A 21,810-nucleotide genomic window follows, 5' to 3' on the forward strand; every position below is an offset into this window, starting at 1 on the left:
ACACGAATTGCTTGATTCAGTTGTTAAAGAGCGGTTGGTTAAGATCTTTCGTCTCAACCGAGGCGCGCATTCTACAGCAGCCTCATTTGCTGTCAAGTGATTATTTTCAGAAGTTTTCGAAGAATTCTTCAACAACTTCAACCACTTGCGCTTCAGATCTCTCATCAGCGGGAGGCGAATTCTACAGCGTTACACGCTGCTGTCAACACCTCTTTTTCAACTTCCTTTCGGCTTCGATGAACTGAAGCAACCCACCGCCGAAACCTACATAACTCATTGAATCTCAAGGAGTTTTCCGTTTCGACTGCGCCGGAAGTGGGGCGAATTATAGACACCTGAGATCTGCCGTCAACACCTATTTTCATAATTCTGTCACATCGGTCAAAAAACCCCGAAAACACGAAGGCCGACCCCAATGAGGTCGGCCTTCTCTGTAATCCCCTTCTACTTACAAGCTAGGGAAGGCGAACTGCGAAGCCTCATGGCTCGCACGCTGCGGCCAGCGCTGGGTGATCGCCTTGCGACGGGTATAGAAGCGCACACCATCCGGACCATAAGCGTGCAGGTCACCAAACAGTGAACGCTTCCAGCCGCCGAAGCTGTGGTAGGCCACCGGTACCGGCAGCGGCACGTTGACGCCGACCATGCCGACTTCGATCTCGTCGCAGAACAGACGCGCTGCTTCACCGTCACGGGTGAAGATGCAGGTGCCGTTGCCGTATTCGTGATCGTTGATCAACTGCATTGCCTCCTCCAGGCTGTTCACGCGAACGATGCACAGCACTGGCCCGAAGATCTCTTCTTTATAGATACGCATCTCAGGGGTGACGTTGTCGAACAGGCAGCCACCGAGGAAGAAGCCTTCTTCATGACCGGCCACGCTGAAACCACGACCGTCGACCACCAGGGTCGCGCCCGCTGCCACGCCGTCATCAACGTAACCGCTGACCTTGTCGCGCGCCTGACCGGTGACCAGTGGGCCCATGTCCAGACCGCACGAAGTGCCGGCACCGATTTTCAGCGCCTGAATCTGTGGCACCAGTTTCGCTACCAAGGCATCCGCCACCTGGTCGCCCACACACACGGCAACCGAAATCGCCATGCAGCGCTCGCCGCACGAACCGTACGCCGCGCCCATCAGTGCGCTCACCGCGTTGTCCAGATCGGCATCCGGCATCAGCACCGCGTGGTTCTTCGCGCCACCCAGTGCCTGTACGCGTTTGCCGCGCTTGGTACCTTCGGCATAGATGTACTCGGCAATCGGCGTCGAGCCAACGAAGCTCAGCGCTTTGACTTCCGGCGCTTCGATCAGCGCATCCACCGCTGTCTTGTCACCGTGCACCACGCTCATCACGCCTTTCGGCAGACCGGCTTCCAGCAGCAGCTGAGCGATCAGGAGTGTCGAGCTTGGGTCACGCTCGGACGGCTTGAGGATGAAGCAGTTGCCGCAGACGATCGCCAGTGGATACATCCACAGCGGCACCATGGCCGGGAAGTTGAACGGGGTGATACCGGCAACGATACCCAGTGGCTGGAAGTCCGACCATGCGTCGATGTTCGGACCGACGTTGCGGCTGTACTCGCCCTTGAGGATTTCTGGCGCGGCGCAGGCAAACTCGACGTTCTCGATGCCGCGCTTCAGTTCACCGGCAGCGTCTTCCAGAGTCTTGCCGTGTTCTTCACTGATCAGTTGCGAGATACGCGCCTCGTTCTGCTCCAGCAATTGCTTGAAGCGGAACATCACCTGGGCGCGTTTGGCCGGCGGCGTGTTGCGCCAGGCCGGGAACGCAGCCTTGGCGGCATCGATGGCTTTCTGGATGGTTGCCTGGCTGGCCAGTGGCAGCTTGTGGATAGCCTGACCGGTGGATGGGTTGAACACATCAACCGCGCGACCGGTCTCGGTCACCAGTTCGCCATTGATCAAATGCGGGATAACGCTCATCGAAAACTCCTGAATTCTTGTGCGCAGACGCCCGCAACAGGCGCCTGCTATTTGCATAGCTATATAGAAGGAAAAATCAGTCGAGCTTGTTCAGCACTTCGCCGACCGCGTCGAACAGTCGATCGAGGTCTTGCGGCTTGCTGTTGAACGTTGGGCCGAACTGCAAGGTGTCGCCGCCAAAGCGCACGTAGAACCCGGCTTTCCACAGGGCCATGCCCGCTTCGAACGGACGCACGATGGCGTCACCGTCACGACCGGCAATCTGGATCGCACCGGCCAGACCGAAGTTGCGGATGTCGATAACGTTCTTCGAACCTTTCAGGCCATGCAGGGCGTTTTCAAAATGCGGGGCGACTTCTGCAACGCTCTGCACCAAGTTCTCCTTTTGCAGCAGATCGAGAGCTGCCAGGCCAGCAGCGCAAGCCACCGGGTGCGCCGAGTAGGTGTAACCGTGCGGGAATTCGACGGCGTATTCCGGCGTCGGCTGATTCATGAACGTCTGGTAGATCTCGGAGCTGGCAATCACCGCGCCCATCGGAATCGCGCCGTTGGTGACTTGCTTGGCGATGCACATCAGATCCGGGGTGACGCCAAAGGTGTCGGCACCGAACATGTTGCCGGTACGACCAAAACCGGTGATCACTTCGTCGAACACCAACAGAATGCTGTGCTGATCGCAAATTTCGCGCAGACGCTTCAGGTAACCCTGCGGCGGCACCAGTACGCCAGCGGAACCGGCCATAGGCTCAACGAATACTGCGGCGATGTTCGAAGCATCATGCAGCTCAATCAGTTTCAGCAGCTCATCGGCCAAAGCGATGCCGCCCTGCTCTGGCATGCCACGGGAGAATGCATTGCTAGCCAGCAAGGTGTGCGGCAGGTGATCGACGTCCATCATCGATTGACCGAACAGCTTGCGGTTGCCGTTGACGCCGCCGAGACTGGTGCCGGCGATGTTCACGCCATGGTAACCACGGGCACGGCCGATCATTTTGGTTTTGGTCGCCTGACCTTTCAGGCGCCAGTAGGCACGGACCATTTTCACGGCGGTATCGGCGCACTCGGAACCGGAGTCAGTGAAGAACACATGGTTCAAGTTGCCCGGGGTCAGCTCGGTGATTTTCTCGGCCAGCTGGAACGACAACGGGTGGCCGTACTGGAAGCCCGGCGAGTAATCGAGGGTGCCCAACTGTTTCGAGACCGCTTCCTGAATTTCCTTGCGGGTGTGGCCAGCGCCGCAGGTCCACAAACCCGACAGCGAGTCATATACCCGGCGGCCCTTGTCGTCGATCAGCCAGCTGCCTTCGGCGCCAACGATCAAACGCGGATCGCGCTGGAAGTTACGGTTGGCGGTGTACGGCATCCAGTGCGCGTCCAGCTTCAGTTGGCTGGCCAGTGGCGACTGAGCGTTTTCAGGCATGTTCATCGGGCAAAACCTCGCAGGGCATAAGCGTCAGGGAGATAAAAAGCGTTGTTGCAGCTAAATTGCCACGCGGATAAAGTCGGTGAAATTCAACTCTTCTAACCTTCAGTTAGAACTTTGCTAAACAATGAGAACAATAAGATGAGCAGCCGTCGCCCCGATCCGCTGGCCCAGGTCAGTGACTTTGATATCCGCTTGCTGCGGATTTTTCGCAGCGTGGTGGAATGCGGTGGCTTCTCGGCAGCGGAAACCGTGCTCGGCATCGGTCGCTCGGCGATCAGCCAGCAGATGAGCGATCTGGAGCAGCGTCTCGGTTTGCGTTTGTGTCAGCGCGGTCGCGCGGGGTTTTCGCTGACCGAAGAAGGTCGCGAGGTCTATCAATCGGCGCTGCAGCTTTTAAGTGCGCTGGAAAGCTTTCGCACCGAGGTCAACGGCCTGCACCAGCATTTACGTGGCGAGTTGATCATCGGCCTGACCGATAACCTCGTCACCCTCCCCCACATGCGCATTACCCACGCCCTCGCGCAGTTGAAGGAGCGCGGGCCGGATGTGCAGATTCAGATTCGCATGATTGCGCCGAACGAAGTCGAGCAAGGTGTGCTCGACGGGCGCCTGCATGTCGGCGTGGTGCCGCAGGCCAGTGCGTTGTCGGGACTGGAATATCAGCCGCTGTACAGCGAGCGTTCGCTGCTTTATTGCGCGGTGGGGCATCCGCTGTTTTATGTTGATGACAAGCAACTGGATGATGAACGCCTGAACAGTCAGGACGCGATTGCGCCGACGTTTCGTTTGCCGGCGGATATTCAGGCGCATTACCAGGCGCTCAATTGCACGGCCAGTGCTTCTGACCGTGAGGGCATGGCGTTTTTGATTCTGACCGGGCGTTACATCGGTTATCTGCCGGATCATTACGCCAGCCTCTGGGTGCAACAAGGACGCTTGCGGGCGCTGAAAGCCACAACGCGTTTCTATGACCTGAGCCTCGCATCGGTCACGCGCAAGGGCCGCCGCCCTCATTTGGTGCTGGAAAGCTTTCTCGAAAGCCTCGCGGCGACACGTTGAGTACGCTTCAAGGCCCAGCCGCGTTGGGCCCTGACGACAAAATCGGCGAATAACCTGAGCAAGTGGACAGCTTTTTGCAAAGCAGGATCAACCCCGATCCTTCAACAAGAAGCCTTAAGCCATGCAGCCAGATTCCGCACCGTCCAGCGACCTGATCTACGGCCTCAACGACCGCCCCAAACCACTCGCCGCAACTCTAGCGGCGCTGCAACACGTGCTCGCCAGTTTCGTCGGCATTATCACTCCACCGCTGGTGATCGGTTCGGCCCTTGGGCTGACCGCTTATTTACCGTACCTGATCAGCATGGCGTTGATGGTTTCGGGCGTCGGCACCTTTATTCAGGCGCGGCGGCCGTTCGGGATTGGCGCAGGAATGATTTGTCTGCAAGGCACCAGTTTCGCCTTTCTCGGCGCGGTGCTGTCGGCCGGTTTTCTGGTCAAGCAACGTGGCGGCAGCCCGGAAGACATTCTGGCGATGATTTTCGGCGTATGTTTCTTCGGTGCGGTGGTGCAGATCGTCCTCAGCCGCTTCATCGGTCAATTGCGTCGAGTCGTCACGCCGCTGGTGACCGGGATCGTCATCACCCTCATCGGTATCAGCCTGATCAAGGTCGGCATCACCGATCTGGGCGGGGGCTTCAATGCGCCGGACTTCGGTGCGCCGGGCAATCTGGCACTCGGCGTGTTCGTGTTGCTGACGATCATTCTGCTCAACCGCTCCAATACGCCATGGGTGCGCTTGTCGGCGATCATCATTGGTTTGCTGCTCGGCAGTCTGGCCGCATGGTTCAGTGGGAAACTGGTGCCGCAGCCATTGCCGGACTTGCCGCTGGTGAACTTTCCGACACCGTTCAGGTTTGGCTTCAGCTTCGACTGGACGGCGTTCCTGCCGGTCGCGCTGATTTATCTGATCAGCACCATCGAAACCGTCGGCGACCTCACCGCCAACTGCATGCTCGCTCGCCAACCGATCAGCGGGCCTTCTTATATAAGCCGCTTGCGTGGTGGAGTACTCGGTGACGGCGTCAGTTGCATGATCGCCGCCACCTTCAGTGCTTTCCCCAACACCACGTTCGCGCAAAACAATGGCGTGATCCAGTTGACCGGCGTCGCCAGCCGCTACGTCGGGCTGTACATCGGCGCGATCCTGTTTTGCCTCGGTCTGTTTCCAATGATCGGCGCGGTGCTGCAACAAATCCCGAAACCGGTGCTCGGCGGTGCGACCCTGGTGATGTTCGGCGCGGTGGCCGCTGCCGGCGTGCGCATCCTCGCGCAGTCGTCGCTGGATCGGCGCAGCATGTTGATCATCGCCACTTCGTTCGGCGTCGGCCTGGGCATTGCCGCGCAACCCAACCTGCTGCACCTTTTGCCGAAACTGGTGCAGAACCTGTTCGACTCGGCGATCACCAGCGGTGGCCTGACTGCGATCATCCTCTGTCTGCTGTTGCCGGAGACGAAAACCGAAGCCGCTGAAGTGCACACGCCGCTGAACAAGATCGAACAGGCGTAACGGTTTTATCGTTTCAGGACTTGTCGGATGCCTGTGGGTGCGCTATCAACGCAACTGGTAGCACCCACAGACAAACCCGGAAGTGCCTATGACCTTTGAAGTCCCCGCGCATGGCGGCAAACCTGCCAGCCGCATTCGTCAGAAGAACGAAGAGACCATCCTCAAAGCCGCCGAAGACGAGTTCGCCCGTCACGGGTACAAAGGCACCAGCATGAACACCATCGCGCAGAATGCCGGGTTGCCCAAGGCGAACCTGCATTACTACTTCACCAACAAACTCGGTTTGTACGTGGCGGTGCTGAGCAACATCATCGAGCTGTGGGACAGCACCTTCAACACCCTCACGCCCGAGGACGATCCAGCCGAAGCGCTGACCCGCTACATTCGCGCCAAGATGGAATTCTCCCGTCGCCAGCCGCAAGCCTCGCGGATCTTCGCGATGGAAGTGATCAGCGGCGGCGAATGCCTGACCGAATATTTCAATCAGGATTACCGCGCCTGGTTCACTGGCCGCGCGGCGGTGTTTCAGGCGTGGATCGATGCGGGCAAAATGGACGCGGTCGATCCGGTGCACCTGATCTTCCTGTTGTGGGGCAGCACCCAGCACTACGCCGACTTCGCCACGCAGATCTGTCGCGTCAGCGGTCGCAGCAAGTTGACCAAGCAGGACATGGAAGACGCCGGCAACAACCTGATCCGCATCATTCTCAAAGGCTGCGGCCTCACTCCTCCTCTATAAGACGTTTATGCCTTTCACCCTCAGCGGTTTTTGCGAGTACCGCGAAGAGATTCGCAAAAGCCGCTTTATCACCTTCGCCACGCCGATCGGCAGCCCTGCCGATGCCCAGGCGTTCTTCGAACAGCACAGTGACTTGAATGCCTCGCACAACTGCTGGGCGTGGAAACTCGGCGATCAATATCGCAGCAATGATGATGGCGAGCCTGGCGGCACCGCAGGACGTCCGATTCTGGCGGCCATTGAAGCGCAGGATTGCGACCAGGTCGCGGTGTTGGTGATCCGTTGGTACGGCGGCATCCAACTCGGGACCGGCGGTTTGGCCCGAGCCTATGGCGGTGGCGCGAACAAATGCCTGCAAACAGCGGCCAAGCTTGAGCTGATCAGCCGGGTGCCGTTGCGTTGCGCCTGTGGGTTTGCCGAATTGGCGTTGGTGAAGTTGCGCGTGGCCGATCTCGGGGGCTTGGTGATGGCGGAAAACTTCACGGCAAACGGCGTCGAATTGCAGTTGGCGGTAGGCGCTGCGCACGTCGATTTGCTGCAAAGTCAGCTGGCCGATTTGAGTCGTGGGCGGATTTTGCTCCAGCGCTGAGGCGCTGCGATCTTTTAGGGCATGACTCGACAGGCTTATTCCCGCGAGTTGCCCACATCTGCTGTGCACCCGACTGTGGATAACCTGAGTACATACCGCTGTAACCCTTCTGTCACGTGGCTTTGCGCGGTTTGTTCACTTTTCGTTCAATTCGCCCGACGAAACGTAAATTTCAAAGAGAAACAATCAGTTAGCGACGTTTAGCACCATTAGAAGAAAGCACCACAGTGCTTATGCCCGGCGATTCGGCTTGCACACAATAACTGTGGAGCAACCTGTGGATAAGCCGTTTATGACCGCCGCAGTCGCAGGTTCTGTCTGGCTCCCACGGGTTTGCTCGTTTTTTGATCAGTTGCCAGCGGGCAAAACTGGAGCCCGATCAACGGCTTTGCTCTGATTTGGTGCCGCGCCTACGCCTGATGAGCAATGCGATGCTCTGCAACAGACGTCCGCACACGCAGCCCGCCCGGGTTCCTGACTCAATGGCCAGGAAATTGCTTTATCCACAGGCACAACTCCAAGCAAGTCGAGCCTGTCATGCCAATCGCTCCCGCAACCCCGCGCCTGCAACTGCGCCATATCAGCAAACGCTACCCCGGTTGTCTGGCCAATGACGCCATTGACCTGTGCATCGCCCCCGGGGAAATCCATGCCCTGCTCGGCGAAAACGGCGCGGGCAAAAGCACGCTGATGAAGATCATCTACGGCGTCACCCAAGCCGATTCGGGCGAGATGCTCTGGCAAGGTCAACGGGTCAGTATCCGTAACCCGGCACAGGCGCGGCAGTTGGGCATCGGTATGGTGTTCCAGCATTTTTCGTTGTTCGAAACCCTCAGCGTGGCGCAGAACATTGCCCTGGCGATGGGCGCGGCGGCCGGTACGCCGAAACACCTGGAACCGAAGATTCGCGAAGTGTCGCGCCGCTATGGCATGGCGCTGGAGCCAGAGCGACTTGTCCACAGCCTGTCGATCGGCGAGCGGCAGCGCGTGGAGATCATTCGTTGCCTGATGCAGGACATTCGTCTGCTGATTCTCGACGAACCGACTTCGGTGCTGACGCCGCAGGAGGCCGATGAACTGTTCATCACCCTGCGCCGTCTCGCTGCCGAGGGCTGCAGCATTCTGTTTATCAGCCACAAGCTTGGTGAAGTGCGCGCGTTGTGTCACAGCGCGACAGTACTGCGCGGCGGGCGAGTCGCCGGGCATTGCCGGCCGGCTGAATGTTCGGACCAACAATTGGCGCAGTTGATGGTCGGCGAAGCGGCGGCGTTGATTGGCGATTACCCGAAGGTCAGTGGCGGCGCGGCGTTTTTGCAGGTGAACGGCTTGAGCTGGCACAACCCGGATCCGTTTGGCTGCTCGCTGAGTGACATCGATGTGCAGGTGCGCAGCGGTGAAATCGTTGGCATCGCCGGCGTTGCCGGTAATGGTCAGGATGAGTTGCTGGCCCTGCTCAGCGGCGAACAGACCTTGCCTGGGGCCGAAGCCGCAACCATCCGATTTGCGGAGCAACACGTTGCTGATTTACGCCCGGATGCGCGACGCAAACTGGGTCTGGCGTTCGTGCCTGCCGAGCGTCTCGGTCATGGTGCAGTGCCGGAATTGAGCCTGGCCGATAACGCCCTGCTCAGCGCTTTCCAGCAAGGCTTGGTCAGCCACGGTTTGATCGAGCGCGGCAAAGTCGAAGCCCTCGCCCAACAGATCATTCAGCGCTTCGGCGTGAAAACCCCGGGCACGCAAACCGCCGCGCGCAGTTTGTCCGGCGGCAATCTGCAGAAATTCATCCTCGGCCGGGAAATCCTTCAGCGACCAAAACTGCTGATCGCCGCGCACCCGACCTGGGGCGTCGACGTCGGCGCCGCTGCGACCATCCACCGCGCGCTGATTGCGTTGCGCGATGCCGGCGCGGCGATTCTGGTGATTTCCGAAGACCTCGACGAACTGTTCCAGATCAGCGACCGCCTCGGCGCCTTGTGCGGTGGACGTCTGTCAGCGCTGCACAACACCGGCGACACGCAACTCAGCGACGTCGGCGGCTGGATGGCCGGCCAGTTCGACAACCCACCTTCCGCCGCCACGGTTTAACGGAGTTTCAAACATGCTGCTTTCCCTCGAACCCCGTGGCCAGCAATCGCGCGTGATGCTGTGGTGCTCGCCGTTATTGGCGGCGGCGCTGACGCTCGGTTGCGGCTCGCTGTTGTTTATCGCCCTCGGCCACGACCCACTGCAAACCCTGCACACGCTGCTGATCGCGCCGGTCAGCGACTTGTATGGCGTCTCCGAATTACTGGTCAAGGCGCTGCCGATTCTGCTCTGCGCGTTGGGTCTGGCGGTGGCGTATCAGGCGCGGATCTGGAACATCGGCGCTGAAGGGCAATTGCTCCTCGGCGCGCTCGCCGGCAGTGCGTTGGCGGTGAATATCATCGATATGCAAAGCCGTTGGGCGCTGGTGTTGATTTTGCTGACTGGCACCCTCGCCGGCGCGGCGTGGGCCGGGCTGACCGCGTGGTTGCGCACGCGCTTCAACGCCAACGAAATCCTCACCAGCATCATGCTCAATTACATCGCGCTGAATTTGTTGCTGTTCTGCGTGCATGGACCGCTGAAGGATCCGGCCGGGTTCAACTTTCCCGAGTCGGCAATGTTCGGCGACGCCAGCCGTTTACCGCTGTTGATGGAGGACGGCCGCGTGCATGCCGGGGTGTATTTCGCCCTGCTCGCACTGGTCGCGGTTTGGGTGTTGTTGCAGAAAAGTTTTATCGGTTTCCAGATCAAAGTGCTTGGCTTGGATAAGCGTGCGGCAGGGTTTGTCGGCTTTCGCGAGAAGCGTTTGATCTGGCTGGCGCTGTTGATCAGCGGCGGCTTGGCCGGGCTTGCCGGTGTCTGCGAAGTCACCGGGCCGATTGGCCAATTGGTGCCGCAGGTTTCGCCGGGTTACGGCTATGCGGCGATTACCGTGGCGTTTCTCGGGCGCCTGAATCCGCTCGGGATTCTGTTTTCCAGCCTGTTGATGGCGCTGCTGTACATCGGTGGCGAGAGCGCGCAAATGACGATGAACCTGCCGCAGGCGATCACCCAGTTGTTTCAGGGAATGATGCTGTTTTTCCTGCTCGCCTGTGACGTGCTGATCCTCTATCGGCCACGCCTGAATCTGCGCTGGGTGAAGCGCACGTCGACCACCGCCGTAACCGCCGGAGCGCTGTGATGGATATCGATCTGTTGAGCAATATTTTCTACGCCATGGTGCGTTGCGGCACGCCGCTGTTGCTGGTGGCACTGGGTGAACTGATTTGCGAGAAGAGCGGCGTGCTCAATCTTGGGCAGGAAGGGATGATGCTGTTTGGCGCGGTGATCGGTTTTATCGTCGCGCTGAGCAGCGGCAACCTGTGGCTGGGCGTGTTGCTGGCGATGCTCGCCGGAATGCTGTTGTCGTCACTGTTTGCGCTGGTGGCGTTGGTGTTCAACGCCAATCAGGTGGCGACCGGGTTGGCGCTGACGATTTTTGGTGTCGGGCTGTCGACCTTTGTCGGCGCGGCCTGGGTGGGCAAACCACTGGCCGGTTTTGAGCCGTTGGCGATTCCTTATCTGAGTGAGATTCCGCTGATTGGGCGGATGTTGTTCGCGCAGGATTTGCTGGTGTATCTGTCGTTCGCGCTGTTTGCGCTGGTGGCGTGGGTGATCATCAAAAGTCGTGTCGGGCTGATCATTCAAGCGGTCGGAGAAAATCCGGATGCGGCCAGCGCGATGGGCTTGCCGGTGTTGACCGTGCGTACCTTGGCGGTGCTGTTTGGCGGGGCAATGGCCGGGTTGGCCGGGGCCTATCTGTCGCTGGCGTACACGCCGATGTGGGCGGAAAACATGACCGCCGGACGTGGCTGGATTGCGCTGGCGCTGGTGGTGTTTGCCAGTTGGCGGGTGTGGCGGTTGTTGCTCGGGGCGTATCTGTTTGGCCTCGCCAGCATCCTGCACCTGGTGGCGCAGGGGTTGGGGCTGGCGATTCCGTCGAGTCTGCTGGCGATGCTGCCGTATGTGGCGACGATTGTGGTGTTGGTGCTGTTGTCGCGCGATGCGTTGCGCACACGGTTGTATGCGCCGGTGTCGCTGGGGCAGCCTTGGCAGGCGGGACATTGATGCGGTGATTTCAATGGCCCCATCGCTGGCAAGCCAGCTCCCACAGTGTCTATGTCGTGCACAAAATCCGTGATCAACACTGAACCTGTGGGAGCTGGCTTGCCAGCGATGAAGCCCTGACAGGCAACACCTGAGCAATGCCCCACGCCAGTTCGAAGACCAGGAAAACAATCAGAATCGAACTGGCGCCGTGCAACAACGCGTACGCCTGCCAAGCCGCAAACAAAAACCGCGCCACCGCGTCATACCTTCCATAAAGCGCCTGCGGATCGCGAATCCGCAGCACCGCCCAAACACACACCACCGACCCCAACAGATTTGCCATCAACATATGCACAGGCTGAAACACCGGCAGCTCGCCGGGCAAATCCAGTGCGCTCAACAATCCATGCACAAGCGCAAAACTCCACGGCGTGGCAAACGCTGCCGTGACGATCAAGTCATACCAGGCGCTGCCGCGCACCACGTGGCGATAATGCGTTGAAGTCCACATCATCCATGCTCCAGAAATTCAGGGAGCACGCACGGTAAAGCCTGGAGTATGCTCCAGGGTCAATAGCCCTTTTGAGATCCGCCATGCGCATCGGTGAATTAGCCCAGGCCAGCGCCGTCAGCCGCGACACCCTGCGTTTCTACGAGCAGCGCGGGTTGATCGCGGCGCAACGCAGTGCCAACGGTTACCGCGACTATCCGCCGGAGATGCTGCAACTGGTGCTCTATATCAAAACTGCGCAACGCCTGGGATTTACCCTCGGCGAGATCGGCAACAGCGTCGCGGCGCTGTGGAACGCACCCGATCCGGACAACGCCGTGGCGCAGTTGCTGCGCGACAAACTGCAACTGATCGAAACCCGCATGAGCGAGCTCGACGCACTGCGTCAGGAGTTGCAACTTCGGCTCGGTCAGGCCTGTCCATTGAATCCATGATCCTCATTTATCAAGGAAGCCCATCATGTCTGCAAAACACGCACTGATCATCGGCGCCTCCCGGGGCCTGGGCCTCGGTCTGGTAAACACCCTGATGGCCGACGGCTGGCAAGTCACCGCCACCGTGCGCAATCCTGCCAATGCTGAGGCGCTACAAGCGCTGGGCAAAGTGCGGATCGAGAAACTCGACATGGACGACCAGCAAGCGGTGATCGCTTTGAGTCAGCAACTCAAGGGTGAAACCTTTGATCTGCTGTTCGTCAACGCAGGGGTCAAAGGCCCGGCCGATCAGACCCCGGGCGGCGCGACACTGGCGGAGGTCGGTCAGCTGTTTTTCACCAACGCGGTGGCGCCAATCAATCTGGCCCAGCGTTTTGTCGGGCAGATTCGCGATGGCAGCGGCGTGCTGGCGTTCATGAGTTCCGGGCTCGGCAGCGTGACGGTGCCGGACGCGCCGGAGCTGGCGTTGTACAAGGCCAGCAAAGCTGCGCTGAATTCGATGACCAACAGTTTCATAACGCAATTGGGCGAGCAGAAGATGACGGTGTTGTCCCTGCACCCGGGTTGGGTGAAGACGGACATGGGCGGTGAAGGGGCTGACCTTGACGTGGAGACCAGCACCCGTGGGTTGATTGATCAGGTGAATGCGTACGCCGGCAAGGGCGGGCATCACTTCATCAACTACAAGGGTGAAACGATCCCCTGGTAACCCCCACGAATCCACATGTAGGCCTTCGCCTGCTCGCGATAGCGGTGTGTCAGTCGAAACATTTGTATGTGGCCCACCGCTATCGCGAGCAGGCGAAGGCCTACAAGGGACCGTGTTGTCCTGTCGGGTTGGGCTTGCCCGATGCAACAATTTGTTTGAAACTGCGCACCTCGTCCCCGCGGCGACCCTGGATCAGCAGACAGGGCATCACTGAGCTGGCAACCCTGAACCCCATTTTCAGAGGAGCCGGCAACATGCCCGCGACCCGTACCTGGTTAAAAAACCCCCTCGCCATTTTCACTTCCAACGCGCTTGATGCCCGTGGCGGTCTTGTCGTGCAAGACGGTGTCATCGTCGAAGTCCTAGCTGCCGGCCAACAGCCGTCGGCGCCGTGCAATGCAGTGTTCGATGCCCGCGAGCATGTGATCCTGCCGGGCCTGATCAACACTCACCATCACTTCTATCAAACCCTGACTCGCGCCTGGGCACCAGTGGTCAATCAGCCGTTGTTTCCGTGGTTGAAAACCCTGTACCCGGTGTGGGCGCGCCTGACGCCGGAAAAACTCGCACTCGCGACCAAAGTGGCATTGGCTGAATTGCTGCTATCGGGCTGCACCACCGCTGCCGACCACCACTACCTGTTCCCGGACGGCCTGGAAAACGCCATCGACGTACAAGTCGAAAGCGTCCGCGAACTGGGCATGCGCGCCATGCTCACCCGCGGTTCGATGAGCCTCGGCGAGAAGGACGGCGGCCTGCCACCACAGCAGACCGTGCAGGAAGGTCAGGTGATTCTCGACGACAGTCAGCGCCTGATTCACGAGTACCACGAGCGTGGCGACGGCGCGCAGATCCAGATCGCGCTGGCGCCGTGCTCGCCGTTCTCGGTGACCCCGGAAATCATGTCGGCCAGCGCCGAACTGGCCAACAAACTCGACGTACGCCTGCACACGCACTTGGCCGAAACCCTCGACGAAGAAGATTTCTGCCTGCAGCGTTTCGGCCTGCGCACTGTCGATTATCTCGACAGCGTCGGCTGGCTCGGCCCGCGCACCTGGCTGGCGCACGGCATCCACTTCAACCCGGACGAAATCGCGCGTCTCGGCGAGGCCGGCACCGGCATCTGCCATTGCCCGAGCTCGAACATGCGTCTGGCCTCGGGCATTTGCCCAAGTATCGATCTGACTGACGCGGGTGCGTTGTTTGGTCTGGGCGTCGACGGCTCGGCGTCGAACGATGCGTCGAACATGATTCTCGAAGCGCGTCAGGCGCTGTACATCCAGCGTCTGCGTTACGGCGCCGAGAAGATCACCCCGGAACGCGTGCTGGGTTGGGCGACCAAGGGTTCGGCGAGCTTGCTGGGGCGTACCGATATCGGTGAGATTGCCGTGGGCAAGCAGGCGGATCTGGCGTTGTTCAAGCTCGATGAGCTGCGCTTCTCGGGCAGCCATGATCCGATTTCGGCGCTGCTGTTGTGCGGCGCGGATCGTGCGGATCGGGTGATGATTGGTGGCAAGTGGCGCGTAGTCGATGGCCAGGTTGAAGGCCTCGATCTCAAAGGCCTGATCGCCGATCACAGCCAAGCGGCTCGCCAGTTGATCGCCGGGACCTGATCCCGCCAGATGATCGTTCCCACGCTCTGCGTGGGAACGCATCACGGGACGCTCCGCGTCCCAGCAGCGGACGCAGAGCGTCCATGGCGGCATTCCCACGCGGAGCGTGGGAACGATCAAGATCAAAGGCCTAGCAGGGACAGCATGATAAAGGTCGCAAACAGCACGAAGTGAGTCATGCCTTCGATGGCATTGGTCTCGCCGTCATTGAGGTTGATCGCACTGACGATCAACGTCAGGAAAATCATCACCGTCTGCACCGGCGTCATCGCCATCTGAAACGGCTGGCCGGTGTACAGCGCCATCGCCTCCATCACCGGCACCGTCAGAATCACCGTCGACAGTGACGCGCCCATCGCAATGTTCACCACCGACTGCATGCGGTTGGCCAACGCTGCACGCAACGCGGTCAGAATCTCCGGTGCCGCCGAGATCGCCGCCACCAGAATCGCCGTGATCACCGGCGGTGCGCCCGTACCTTCCAGGCCCAGATCGAGGGTCTTCGACATCACTTCGGCCAGTGCGCCGATCACCACAATGCCAAACACCAGAATGCCGATCGACAGGCCGATGCTCGGTGCTTTCGCCTGTGCGTCCTGCGGCTCTTTCTTGCGGCGTTTGTCCGGATAGCTGTAGCTGAAAAAGTAACTGTGCGGGCCGACCTGCATGCGCAGAAACAGCGCGTAAAGCACCACCATCGCGCCGATGGTGAACGCCGAATAAATCTTCCAGTTGGCCTCAGGAATAAACTCCGGCACCACCATCGATACGCCCATGGCGGTGAGGATCATCACGCTGTAGCTGCGCGCGGAATCGTCGTTGTAGGACTGTTCGCCGTGTTTGATCCCGCCCATCAGCGCGGCGAGGCCGAGGATGCCGTTGATGTCGAGCATCACGGCGGAATAGATCGTGTCGCGCACCAGCGTGGGCGACGCTTCGTTGCTCATCATGATTGCCAGAATCACCACTTCGACCAGCACGGCCGCGAGCGTGAGGATCATCGTGCCGTAAGGGTCGCCGACCTTTTCCGCGAGCAATTCGGCGTGATGGGCGACGCGCATCGACGCGGCGACGATGAAAGCGATCAGCACCAGGCCGGCAGTCAGCGCGACGATCTGGCCGCTGTGCAGCATCCAGTGTTCCAACGGATAGGCGACGCACGCGGCGATGACGGCCAGGAGCAGAAAACTTTCTTGCTTGAGGAGGGTGAGCATGGACGGGCCTTTTGCCGAAGAGTGCGAATGAGCTACTGACTGCGGGACGGCGCTAACGTTTCGTTACACCTTAGCGCACCAAGCGATGGCAGCTGGTTTCAGGCATGCACTTTTATCGGCCCTGCCGGCCCCTTCGCGAGCAAGCTCGCTCCCACATGGGAATGCGTCCACCGGTGGGAGCGAGCTTGCTCGCGAAGGCCGCCCCGCGGTTTCGAATGAGTTTGTTGTCCTGTTGGTCAGCAATTTGCATTGGCCCTGACCACACACAACAAAATGGAGCTCCAATTCATGCAAATACGTCCGCTGCACAAACTGCTGTGCGCCGCCCTCGGTCTGGGGATCAGCCTGAGCGCCAGCGCTGCCGATCCGCTGAAGGTCGGTTTCGTCTACATCGGTCCGATCGGTGACCACGGCTGGACGTATCAGCATGAGCAGGGGCGCAAGGCTCTCGCCGAGAAACTCGGTACACAGATCACCACCAACTACGTGGAAAACGTCGCTGAAGGCGCCGACGCCGAGCGGGTCATCCGCAACATGGCCAAGGACAACTACGACCTGATCTTCACCACCTCTTTCGGCTACATGAACCCGACACTGAAGGTCGCCAAGCAATTTCCCAAGGTGACCTTCGAACACGCCACCGGCTACAAGCAAGACAAGAACCTCGGCACCTATCTGGCGCGCACTTACGAGGGTCGCTACGTCGGCGGTTTCCTCGCGGCGAAGATGACCAAGACCAAGAAGATCGGTTACGTCGCCTCGTTTCCGATCCCCGAGGTGATCCGCGACATCAACGCGATTCAACTGGCGTTGAACAAATACAACCCCGGCACCGAGATCAAAGTGGTGTGGGTCAACTCCTGGTTCGACCCGGGCAAGGAAGCCGATGCGGCCAACGCGCTGATCGATCAGGGCGTCGACGTAGTGTTCCAGCACACCGACAGCCCGGCGCCGATTCAGGCGGCTGAACGCCGTGGTGTGTACGCCGTGGGTTACGCCTCGGACATGGCGCACTTCGGCCCGAAAGCGGTGCTGACCTCGATCGTCAACGACTGGGCGCCGCACTATATTCAGGCGACGCAAAGCGTGATGGATCACACCTGGAAGTCGCAGGATTACTGGGGCGGTTTGAAGGAAGGCACGATTGAACTGCCGATCAGCGATCTGGTGCCAGCGCCGGTGAAAGCCGAAGCCGAGCAGATCATTGCTGACATCAAGAGTGGTGCGTTCCAGCCATTCACCGGGCCGATCAAGGATCAGGCCGGGGTCGAGAAAATCCCAGCGGGCGTGAGTGCGACGAATGCGGAACTGGCGTCGATGAACTACTACGTTGAAGGCATGAAAGCCGAGATGCCGAAGTAATCCATTTGACCCGAATCGTTCCCACGCTCTGCGTGGGAATGCCGCCCGGGACGCTCCGCGTCCCTGCCAAAAACAGACGCAGAGCGTCCATTGAGGCATTCCCACGCGGAGCGTGGGAACGATCTCCCGTACTTTTCAAGGATTGTGTATGGATCAGCTTCCGATCATCGACATCAGCCCGCTGTATAGCGACGATGAAAACGCCTGGCCTGCGGTGGCCGAGCAGATCGACTTGGCCTGCCGCGACTGGGGCTTTTTTTACATCAAGGGTCACCCAATCTCGCCGCAACGCTTCGACGCCATCCTCGATCAGACTCGGCGTTTTTTTGCCCTGCCAACAGCAGAAAAACTCAAGATCGACATCACCCAAACCCGTCACCATCGCGGCTACGGCGCCATCGCCACCGAGCAACTCGACCCGAGCAAACCCAGCGACCTCAAAGAAACCTTCGACATGGGCCTGCACCTGCCGGCCGACCATCCCGACGTGCTCGCCGAAAAACCGTTGCGTGGGCCGAATCGCCATCCGACGCAAACCGGATGGGCCGAGTTGATGGAGCAGCATTACCTCGACATGCAGGCCCTCGCGCAAACCCTGCTGCGGGCGATGACCCTCGCCCTGAACATCGAACGCGACTTCTTCGACAGCCGCTTCGTTGACCCGGTCAGCGTGCTGCGCATGATCCATTACCCACCGCGCCACACCGCCAGCTCCGCCGAGCAGCAAGGCGCCGGCGCGCACACTGATTACGGCTGCATCACCCTGCTCTATCAGGACAGCGCCGGCGGCTTGCAGGTAAAAAACGTCAAAGGCGAATGGATCGACGCGCCACCGATCGACGGTACTTTCGTGGTCAACCTCGGCGACATGATGGCGCGCTGGAGCAACGACCGTTATCGCTCGACCCCACACCGGGTAATCAGCCCGCTCGGGGTGGATCGCTACTCGATGCCGTTCTTCGCCGAACCGCACCCGGACACGCGCATCGAATGCCTGCCCGGTTGTCAGGACGCGCAACATCCGGCGAAATATCCGACCACCACCTGCGCCGATTTCCTGCTGTCGCGCTTCGCCGATACCTACGCTTATCGCCGCGAGCAGGAAGCCGTTTGATCGATCGCTTGGTCAGGTTTTGCCAATTGTTTCGGCGCGCATCTGTAGAATGCCGTCATTGCACCTGATGAGAAAAGAATATGTACGACTGGCTCAACGCCTTGCCCAAGGCTGAACTGCACCTGCATCTGGAAGGCTCGCTGGAGCCCGAGCTGCTGTTCGCCCTGGCCGAACGCAACAAGATCGCCCTGCCGTGGAACGATGTGGAAACCCTGCGCAAGGCTTACGCCTTCAACAATCTGCAGGAATTCCTCGACCTGTATTACCAGGGCGCCGATGTATTGCGCACCTCGCAGGATTTCTACGACCTGACTTGGGCCTACCTGCTGCGCTGCAAGGCACAGAACGTGATTCACACCGAACCGTTCTTCGACCCGCAGACCCACACCGACCGGGGTATCCCGTTCGAAGTGGTGCTCAACGGCATCGCCGCCGCATTGAAGGATGGCGAGCAACAACTGGGCATCACCAGCGGTTTGATCCTCAGCTTCCTGCGCCACTTGAGCGAAGAAGAAGCCGAGAAAACCCTCGATCAGGCGCTGCCGTTCCGTGACGCGTTTGTCGCGGTCGGTCTGGACAGTTCCGAGATGGGTCACCCGCCGAGCAAGTTCCAGCGTGTGTTCGATCGTGCCCGTCACGAAGGCTTCCTGACCGTAGCCCACGCCGGCGAAGAAGGCCCACCGGAGTACATCTGGGAAGCCATCGACCTGCTGAAAATCCAGCGCATCGACCATGGCGTGCGCGCCATCGAAGACGAGCGCCTGATGCAGCGGATCATCGACGAGCAGATCCCGCTGACCGTGTGCCCGTTGTCCAACACCAAACTCTGCGTGTTCGATCACATGTCGCAGCACAACATTCTCGACATGCTCGAGCGCGGTGTGAAGGTCACGGTGAACTCCGATGACCCGGCGTACTTCGGTGGTTACGTGACCGAGAACTTCTACGCGCTGCATAAGCATTTGGGCATGACCCAGGATCAGGCCAAACGCCTGGCGCAGAACAGCCTGGATGCGCGCCTGGTAAAACCATAAGCAACAGCGCAAAACCCTTGTGGGAGCGAGCTTGCTCGCGAATACGGTCTGTCATTCAACGAAGATGTTGTTTGATACACCGCTTTCGCGAGCAAGCTCGCTCCCACAGTTGGTTTAGGGGTCAGCCAATAACTTCTGCTTCAGTCAGCTCTTCGAGGGTTTTCCCCCGCGTCTCCATCCCGAACAGCCACACAACCCCCGCCGCAATCGCAAAGCACGCCGCGCCCAGCGCGAACACCCCGCCCTGCCCGGTAATCGGGAACACCAGCCCGGTCACCAATGGCCCGAGCAACGAACCCACCCGGCCAATGGCCGAGGCAAACCCCGAGCCCGTCGCCCGTGCGGACGTTGGATAGAGCTCCGGCGTGTAGGTGTAGAGCACCGCCCACATGCCGAACAGGAAAAACTGCATCAGCAATCCCGTGCTGATCAACAGCGCCACGTTGCCGCCAAACACTGCGCTCTGGCCGTAGAGAAATGCCATCACCCCACCACCGAGCAAGGTGACGATGCACACCGGTTTACGCCCCCAGCGCTCGACCAGCCACGCCGCCATCAAAAACCCGGGAATCCCGCCCAGGGAAATCAGCACGGTGTAATACACCGACTGGGTCACGGCGAACCCCGACTGTTGCAGCAATGCGCTGAGCCACGACGTCAGCCCATAAAAACCCAGCAACGCAAAAAACCACAGGCTCCAGATCATCGTCGTGCGCTGGCGATATTGCGGCGACCAGATCTGCTGGAGCGCCGAGAAGAACGTGCCCGGTGGCGTCACCGTGCGCGGCAAGCGAATCGGCTCCGGCAGCAGCGCACCGCCTAAAGAGGCGCGCACCCGCGTTTCGATTCCGCTCAAGACCTTGTCCGCCGCCTCATGCTTGCCGGCCTGCTCCAGCCAGCGCGGCGATTCGGGAATGAAAAACCGGATCGCCAGGACAAACACCGCCGGCACGGCCAACACCAGAAAGATGTCGCGCCAGCCAATCAGCGGCAGCAAGAAATACGACAGCACCCCGGCGGCAACAAACCCCAGCGGCCAGAAGCCGTCCATCAACGCGATGTAGCGCCCGCGCCGTTGCGCCGGAATCAGCTCCGACAACATCGACTGGGCAATCGGAAACTCCATGCCCATGCCGATCCCCAGCAGGATGCGGAACAACGTGAGCATTTCGACGGTTTGCGCCGTCGAGCACAGGTAACTGGCGACACCCCACAACACGATGCTCCACTGAAACACCGGTTTGCGCCCGAACCGGTCGGCGAGCATGCCCGACAGCGATGCGCCCACGACCATGCCGAAAAAACTCGAACTGGCGAGCAATCCTGCCTGCGCACTGCTCAGGCCGAATTCGGCTTTGATCGAGCCGAGCAGGAACGTCATCATCGCCAGGTCCATGGAGTCGAAGAAAAACGCCAGGGCAATGATGATGAAAATGATTCGGTGATAACCGCTCAGCGGCAAGCGTTCCAGGCGTTCTGCCGCGCTGAAGCCTTGAATATCCATGTCGAACTCCCCCTCCGAAAATTCCCCGGATCGAGTGTGCGCGATGGTGATTCAGAGGTCGTACTGGATGCGACCTGCTCGCAGTCGTAGACGACGCCGGGAGTCCTGACGTCGATTACGAATGCTCTAAAACGCCATTTCCAGCTCGGTTTCCTGAGCGAACCGTTGCAATTCGCGCTGCCCGGTGGCGGTCAATTGCAGTGCCCTAGAGTCGTTGGGCAAAGTCAGCCATCCCGACTGCATGAACAACTGCAGCAACGCTGCGCCGAGGGAACCGCCCATGTGTGGACGTCTCTCGCTCCAGTCCGGGCAAGCGCAGGCAACCTGTACATTGCGATGGGCCAGAGCCTGAATGTAGACGCCGCGAGTGGCCAACTGCTGCGCCCCCTTGTGGGTGACCACCACGCGCTGTTCGAGTTGCTCGATCCAGCCGGCATCGAGCAGTCGCTGATACAGATCAGCCGCCAGGGTGCCGCCCAGATGGTCATCGCAAAAGCGTGCGCGTAACAGCGAAGAAGGCGCTGCCTGCGGTCTGACCATGGGCGTGGCGCGCTTGAATACTTCGGCGACTTCACGCGGCGCACTGGCGATGGTGGCGCTGGCCAACGCCTCGATGGCTGCGCCGACCTCCGGTGCCGAGAGCCGGAAAAACCGTTTGCGACCACGGACTTCGACCTTCAACAGACCGCCAGCGGACAGGCGGGCCAGATGCGCACTCGCCGATGACGGCGATAACCCTGCCAGCAACGCCAGCTCCTCGGATTGGCGGGCCGAGCCATCCATCAATGCCCACATCATCGCGCTGCGCTTGGGATCGGCCAGTAACGTGGCGATCTGGCTGATGCAAGGTGCATGTTCCATGTATTCACTCCCTGTGGAATCGTATCGTCTACTGCTCGCAGACATCTTGACCAGTAACGGGGCATCGGCCAAGGCG

Annotated in this window: 19 protein-coding genes; 13 read left to right on the plus strand and 6 right to left on the minus strand. The window is 60.0% G+C overall.

What is annotated here, in order from left to right; genetic code table 11:
* Positions 1-448 precede the first annotated feature (448 nt).
* Positions 449-1,942 (minus strand): CoA-acylating methylmalonate-semialdehyde dehydrogenase, encoded by a 1,494-nt coding sequence (locus tag WA225_RS02075; protein ID WP_422606673.1) that lies wholly within the window; start codon positions 1,940-1,942, stop codon positions 449-451.
* Positions 1,943-2,018: 76 nt separating this feature from the next.
* Entirely contained in the window at positions 2,019-3,368 is a 1,350-nt protein-coding gene (locus WA225_RS02080) for an aspartate aminotransferase family protein (protein WP_422606674.1), read from the minus strand.
* A gap of 138 nt (positions 3,369-3,506) precedes the next feature.
* On the opposite strand from WA225_RS02080, the gene WA225_RS02085 reads away from it, so the two are divergent.
* The 7 genes from WA225_RS02085 to WA225_RS02115 all read left to right on the plus strand — a co-directional run bounded on the left by WA225_RS02085 (position 3,507) and on the right by WA225_RS02115 (position 11,396).
* Complete coding sequence (locus WA225_RS02085) at positions 3,507-4,427, plus strand: LysR family transcriptional regulator (RefSeq protein WP_422606675.1); 921 nt, start codon at positions 3,507-3,509, stop codon at positions 4,425-4,427.
* A 121-nt stretch (positions 4,428-4,548) separates the two neighbouring features.
* Positions 4,549-5,937, plus strand: coding sequence for a uracil-xanthine permease family protein (locus WA225_RS02090; RefSeq protein WP_422606676.1), 1,389 nt, complete (start codon positions 4,549-4,551; stop codon positions 5,935-5,937).
* Positions 5,938-6,025: 88 nt separating this feature from the next.
* A complete protein-coding gene (locus tag WA225_RS02095) occupies positions 6,026-6,676 on the plus strand; it encodes a TetR/AcrR family transcriptional regulator (RefSeq protein ID WP_422606677.1) in 651 nt (216 codons plus the stop codon).
* Positions 6,677-6,683: 7 nt separating this feature from the next.
* Positions 6,684-7,265, plus strand: coding sequence for an IMPACT family protein (locus WA225_RS02100; protein ID WP_422606678.1), 582 nt, complete (start codon positions 6,684-6,686; stop codon positions 7,263-7,265).
* A gap of 537 nt (positions 7,266-7,802) precedes the next feature.
* Positions 7,803-9,350 (plus strand): ABC transporter ATP-binding protein, encoded by a 1,548-nt coding sequence (locus WA225_RS02105; RefSeq protein ID WP_422606679.1) that lies wholly within the window; start codon positions 7,803-7,805, stop codon positions 9,348-9,350.
* Positions 9,351-9,363: 13 nt separating this feature from the next.
* A complete protein-coding gene (locus WA225_RS02110) occupies positions 9,364-10,470 on the plus strand; it encodes an ABC transporter permease (RefSeq protein WP_422606680.1) in 1,107 nt (368 codons plus the stop codon).
* Entirely contained in the window at positions 10,470-11,396 is a 927-nt protein-coding gene (locus WA225_RS02115; protein WP_422606681.1) for an ABC transporter permease, read from the plus strand. The genes WA225_RS02110 and WA225_RS02115 overlap by 1 nt, the downstream gene beginning before the upstream one ends.
* 73 nt (positions 11,397-11,469) lie before the next feature.
* On the opposite strand, the gene WA225_RS02120 is transcribed toward WA225_RS02115, so the two are convergent.
* Complete coding sequence (locus WA225_RS02120) at positions 11,470-11,889, minus strand: hypothetical protein (protein ID WP_422606791.1); 420 nt, start codon at positions 11,887-11,889, stop codon at positions 11,470-11,472.
* 83 nt (positions 11,890-11,972) lie between these two features.
* Here WA225_RS02120 and WA225_RS02125 point away from each other — a divergent pair, with 83 nt between their 5' ends.
* The 3 genes from WA225_RS02125 to WA225_RS02135 all read left to right on the plus strand — a co-directional run bounded on the left by WA225_RS02125 (position 11,973) and on the right by WA225_RS02135 (position 14,645).
* Positions 11,973-12,323: a MerR family transcriptional regulator gene (locus WA225_RS02125; protein ID WP_422606682.1), complete on the plus strand. Its 351-nt coding sequence runs from the start codon at positions 11,973-11,975 to the stop codon at positions 12,321-12,323.
* Positions 12,324-12,345: 22 nt separating this feature from the next.
* Complete coding sequence (locus tag WA225_RS02130; RefSeq protein ID WP_422606792.1) at positions 12,346-13,032, plus strand: SDR family oxidoreductase; 687 nt, start codon at positions 12,346-12,348, stop codon at positions 13,030-13,032.
* 254 nt (positions 13,033-13,286) lie between these two features.
* A complete protein-coding gene (locus WA225_RS02135; protein ID WP_422606683.1) occupies positions 13,287-14,645 on the plus strand; it encodes an 8-oxoguanine deaminase in 1,359 nt (452 codons plus the stop codon).
* A 122-nt stretch (positions 14,646-14,767) separates the two neighbouring features.
* Here the strand turns inward: WA225_RS02135 and WA225_RS02140 are convergent, their stop codons facing one another.
* Positions 14,768-15,859: a calcium:proton antiporter gene (locus WA225_RS02140; protein ID WP_422606684.1), complete on the minus strand. Its 1,092-nt coding sequence runs from the start codon at positions 15,857-15,859 to the stop codon at positions 14,768-14,770.
* A gap of 288 nt (positions 15,860-16,147) precedes the next feature.
* Here WA225_RS02140 and WA225_RS02145 point away from each other — a divergent pair, with 288 nt between their 5' ends.
* The 3 genes from WA225_RS02145 to WA225_RS02155 all read left to right on the plus strand — a co-directional run bounded on the left by WA225_RS02145 (position 16,148) and on the right by WA225_RS02155 (position 19,369).
* Positions 16,148-17,221 (plus strand): BMP family ABC transporter substrate-binding protein, encoded by a 1,074-nt coding sequence (locus WA225_RS02145; RefSeq protein WP_422606685.1) that lies wholly within the window; start codon positions 16,148-16,150, stop codon positions 17,219-17,221.
* A 148-nt stretch (positions 17,222-17,369) separates the two neighbouring features.
* Positions 17,370-18,335: a 2-oxoglutarate and iron-dependent oxygenase domain-containing protein gene (locus tag WA225_RS02150; RefSeq protein WP_422606686.1), complete on the plus strand. Its 966-nt coding sequence runs from the start codon at positions 17,370-17,372 to the stop codon at positions 18,333-18,335.
* Between the two features lie 80 nt (positions 18,336-18,415).
* Entirely contained in the window at positions 18,416-19,369 is a 954-nt protein-coding gene (locus tag WA225_RS02155) for an adenosine deaminase (RefSeq protein ID WP_422606687.1), read from the plus strand.
* A 121-nt stretch (positions 19,370-19,490) separates the two neighbouring features.
* On the opposite strand, the gene WA225_RS02160 is transcribed toward WA225_RS02155, so the two are convergent.
* Entirely contained in the window at positions 19,491-20,873 is a 1,383-nt protein-coding gene (locus tag WA225_RS02160; protein WP_422606688.1) for an MFS transporter, read from the minus strand.
* Between the two features lie 126 nt (positions 20,874-20,999).
* Positions 21,000-21,734: an ArsR/SmtB family transcription factor gene (locus WA225_RS02165; RefSeq protein WP_422606689.1), complete on the minus strand. Its 735-nt coding sequence runs from the start codon at positions 21,732-21,734 to the stop codon at positions 21,000-21,002.
* Between the last annotated feature and the right edge of the window lie 76 nt (positions 21,735-21,810).

Source organism: Pseudomonas sp., from assembly GCF_049300855.1.
In the GTDB taxonomy this organism is placed as follows: domain Bacteria; phylum Pseudomonadota; class Gammaproteobacteria; order Pseudomonadales; family Pseudomonadaceae; genus Aquipseudomonas.

Excerpts from the sequence above, each read along its gene's own strand:
- WA225_RS02075 (WP_422606673.1), bottom strand. The coding sequence starts at position 1,942 with ATGAGCGTTATCCCGCATTTGATCAATGGCGAACTGGTGACCGAGACC.
- WA225_RS02080 (WP_422606674.1), bottom strand. The coding sequence starts at position 3,368 with ATGAACATGCCTGAAAACGCTCAGTCGCCACTGGCCAGCCAACTGAAG.
- WA225_RS02085 (WP_422606675.1), top strand. The coding sequence starts at position 3,507 with ATGAGCAGCCGTCGCCCCGATCCGCTGGCCCAGGTCAGTGACTTTGAT.
- WA225_RS02090 (WP_422606676.1), top strand. The coding sequence starts at position 4,549 with ATGCAGCCAGATTCCGCACCGTCCAGCGACCTGATCTACGGCCTCAAC.
- WA225_RS02095 (WP_422606677.1), top strand. The coding sequence starts at position 6,026 with ATGACCTTTGAAGTCCCCGCGCATGGCGGCAAACCTGCCAGCCGCATT.
- WA225_RS02100 (WP_422606678.1), top strand. The coding sequence starts at position 6,684 with ATGCCTTTCACCCTCAGCGGTTTTTGCGAGTACCGCGAAGAGATTCGC.
- WA225_RS02105 (WP_422606679.1), top strand. The coding sequence starts at position 7,803 with ATGCCAATCGCTCCCGCAACCCCGCGCCTGCAACTGCGCCATATCAGC.
- WA225_RS02110 (WP_422606680.1), top strand. The coding sequence starts at position 9,364 with ATGCTGCTTTCCCTCGAACCCCGTGGCCAGCAATCGCGCGTGATGCTG.
- WA225_RS02115 (WP_422606681.1), top strand. The coding sequence starts at position 10,470 with ATGGATATCGATCTGTTGAGCAATATTTTCTACGCCATGGTGCGTTGC.
- WA225_RS02120 (WP_422606791.1), bottom strand. The coding sequence starts at position 11,889 with ATGTGGACTTCAACGCATTATCGCCACGTGGTGCGCGGCAGCGCCTGG.
- WA225_RS02125 (WP_422606682.1), top strand. The coding sequence starts at position 11,973 with ATGCGCATCGGTGAATTAGCCCAGGCCAGCGCCGTCAGCCGCGACACC.
- WA225_RS02135 (WP_422606683.1), top strand. The coding sequence starts at position 13,287 with ATGCCCGCGACCCGTACCTGGTTAAAAAACCCCCTCGCCATTTTCACT.
- WA225_RS02140 (WP_422606684.1), bottom strand. The coding sequence starts at position 15,859 with ATGCTCACCCTCCTCAAGCAAGAAAGTTTTCTGCTCCTGGCCGTCATC.
- WA225_RS02145 (WP_422606685.1), top strand. The coding sequence starts at position 16,148 with ATGCAAATACGTCCGCTGCACAAACTGCTGTGCGCCGCCCTCGGTCTG.
- WA225_RS02150 (WP_422606686.1), top strand. The coding sequence starts at position 17,370 with ATGGATCAGCTTCCGATCATCGACATCAGCCCGCTGTATAGCGACGAT.
- WA225_RS02155 (WP_422606687.1), top strand. The coding sequence starts at position 18,416 with ATGTACGACTGGCTCAACGCCTTGCCCAAGGCTGAACTGCACCTGCAT.
- WA225_RS02160 (WP_422606688.1), bottom strand. The coding sequence starts at position 20,873 with ATGGATATTCAAGGCTTCAGCGCGGCAGAACGCCTGGAACGCTTGCCG.
- WA225_RS02165 (WP_422606689.1), bottom strand. The coding sequence starts at position 21,734 with ATGGAACATGCACCTTGCATCAGCCAGATCGCCACGTTACTGGCCGAT.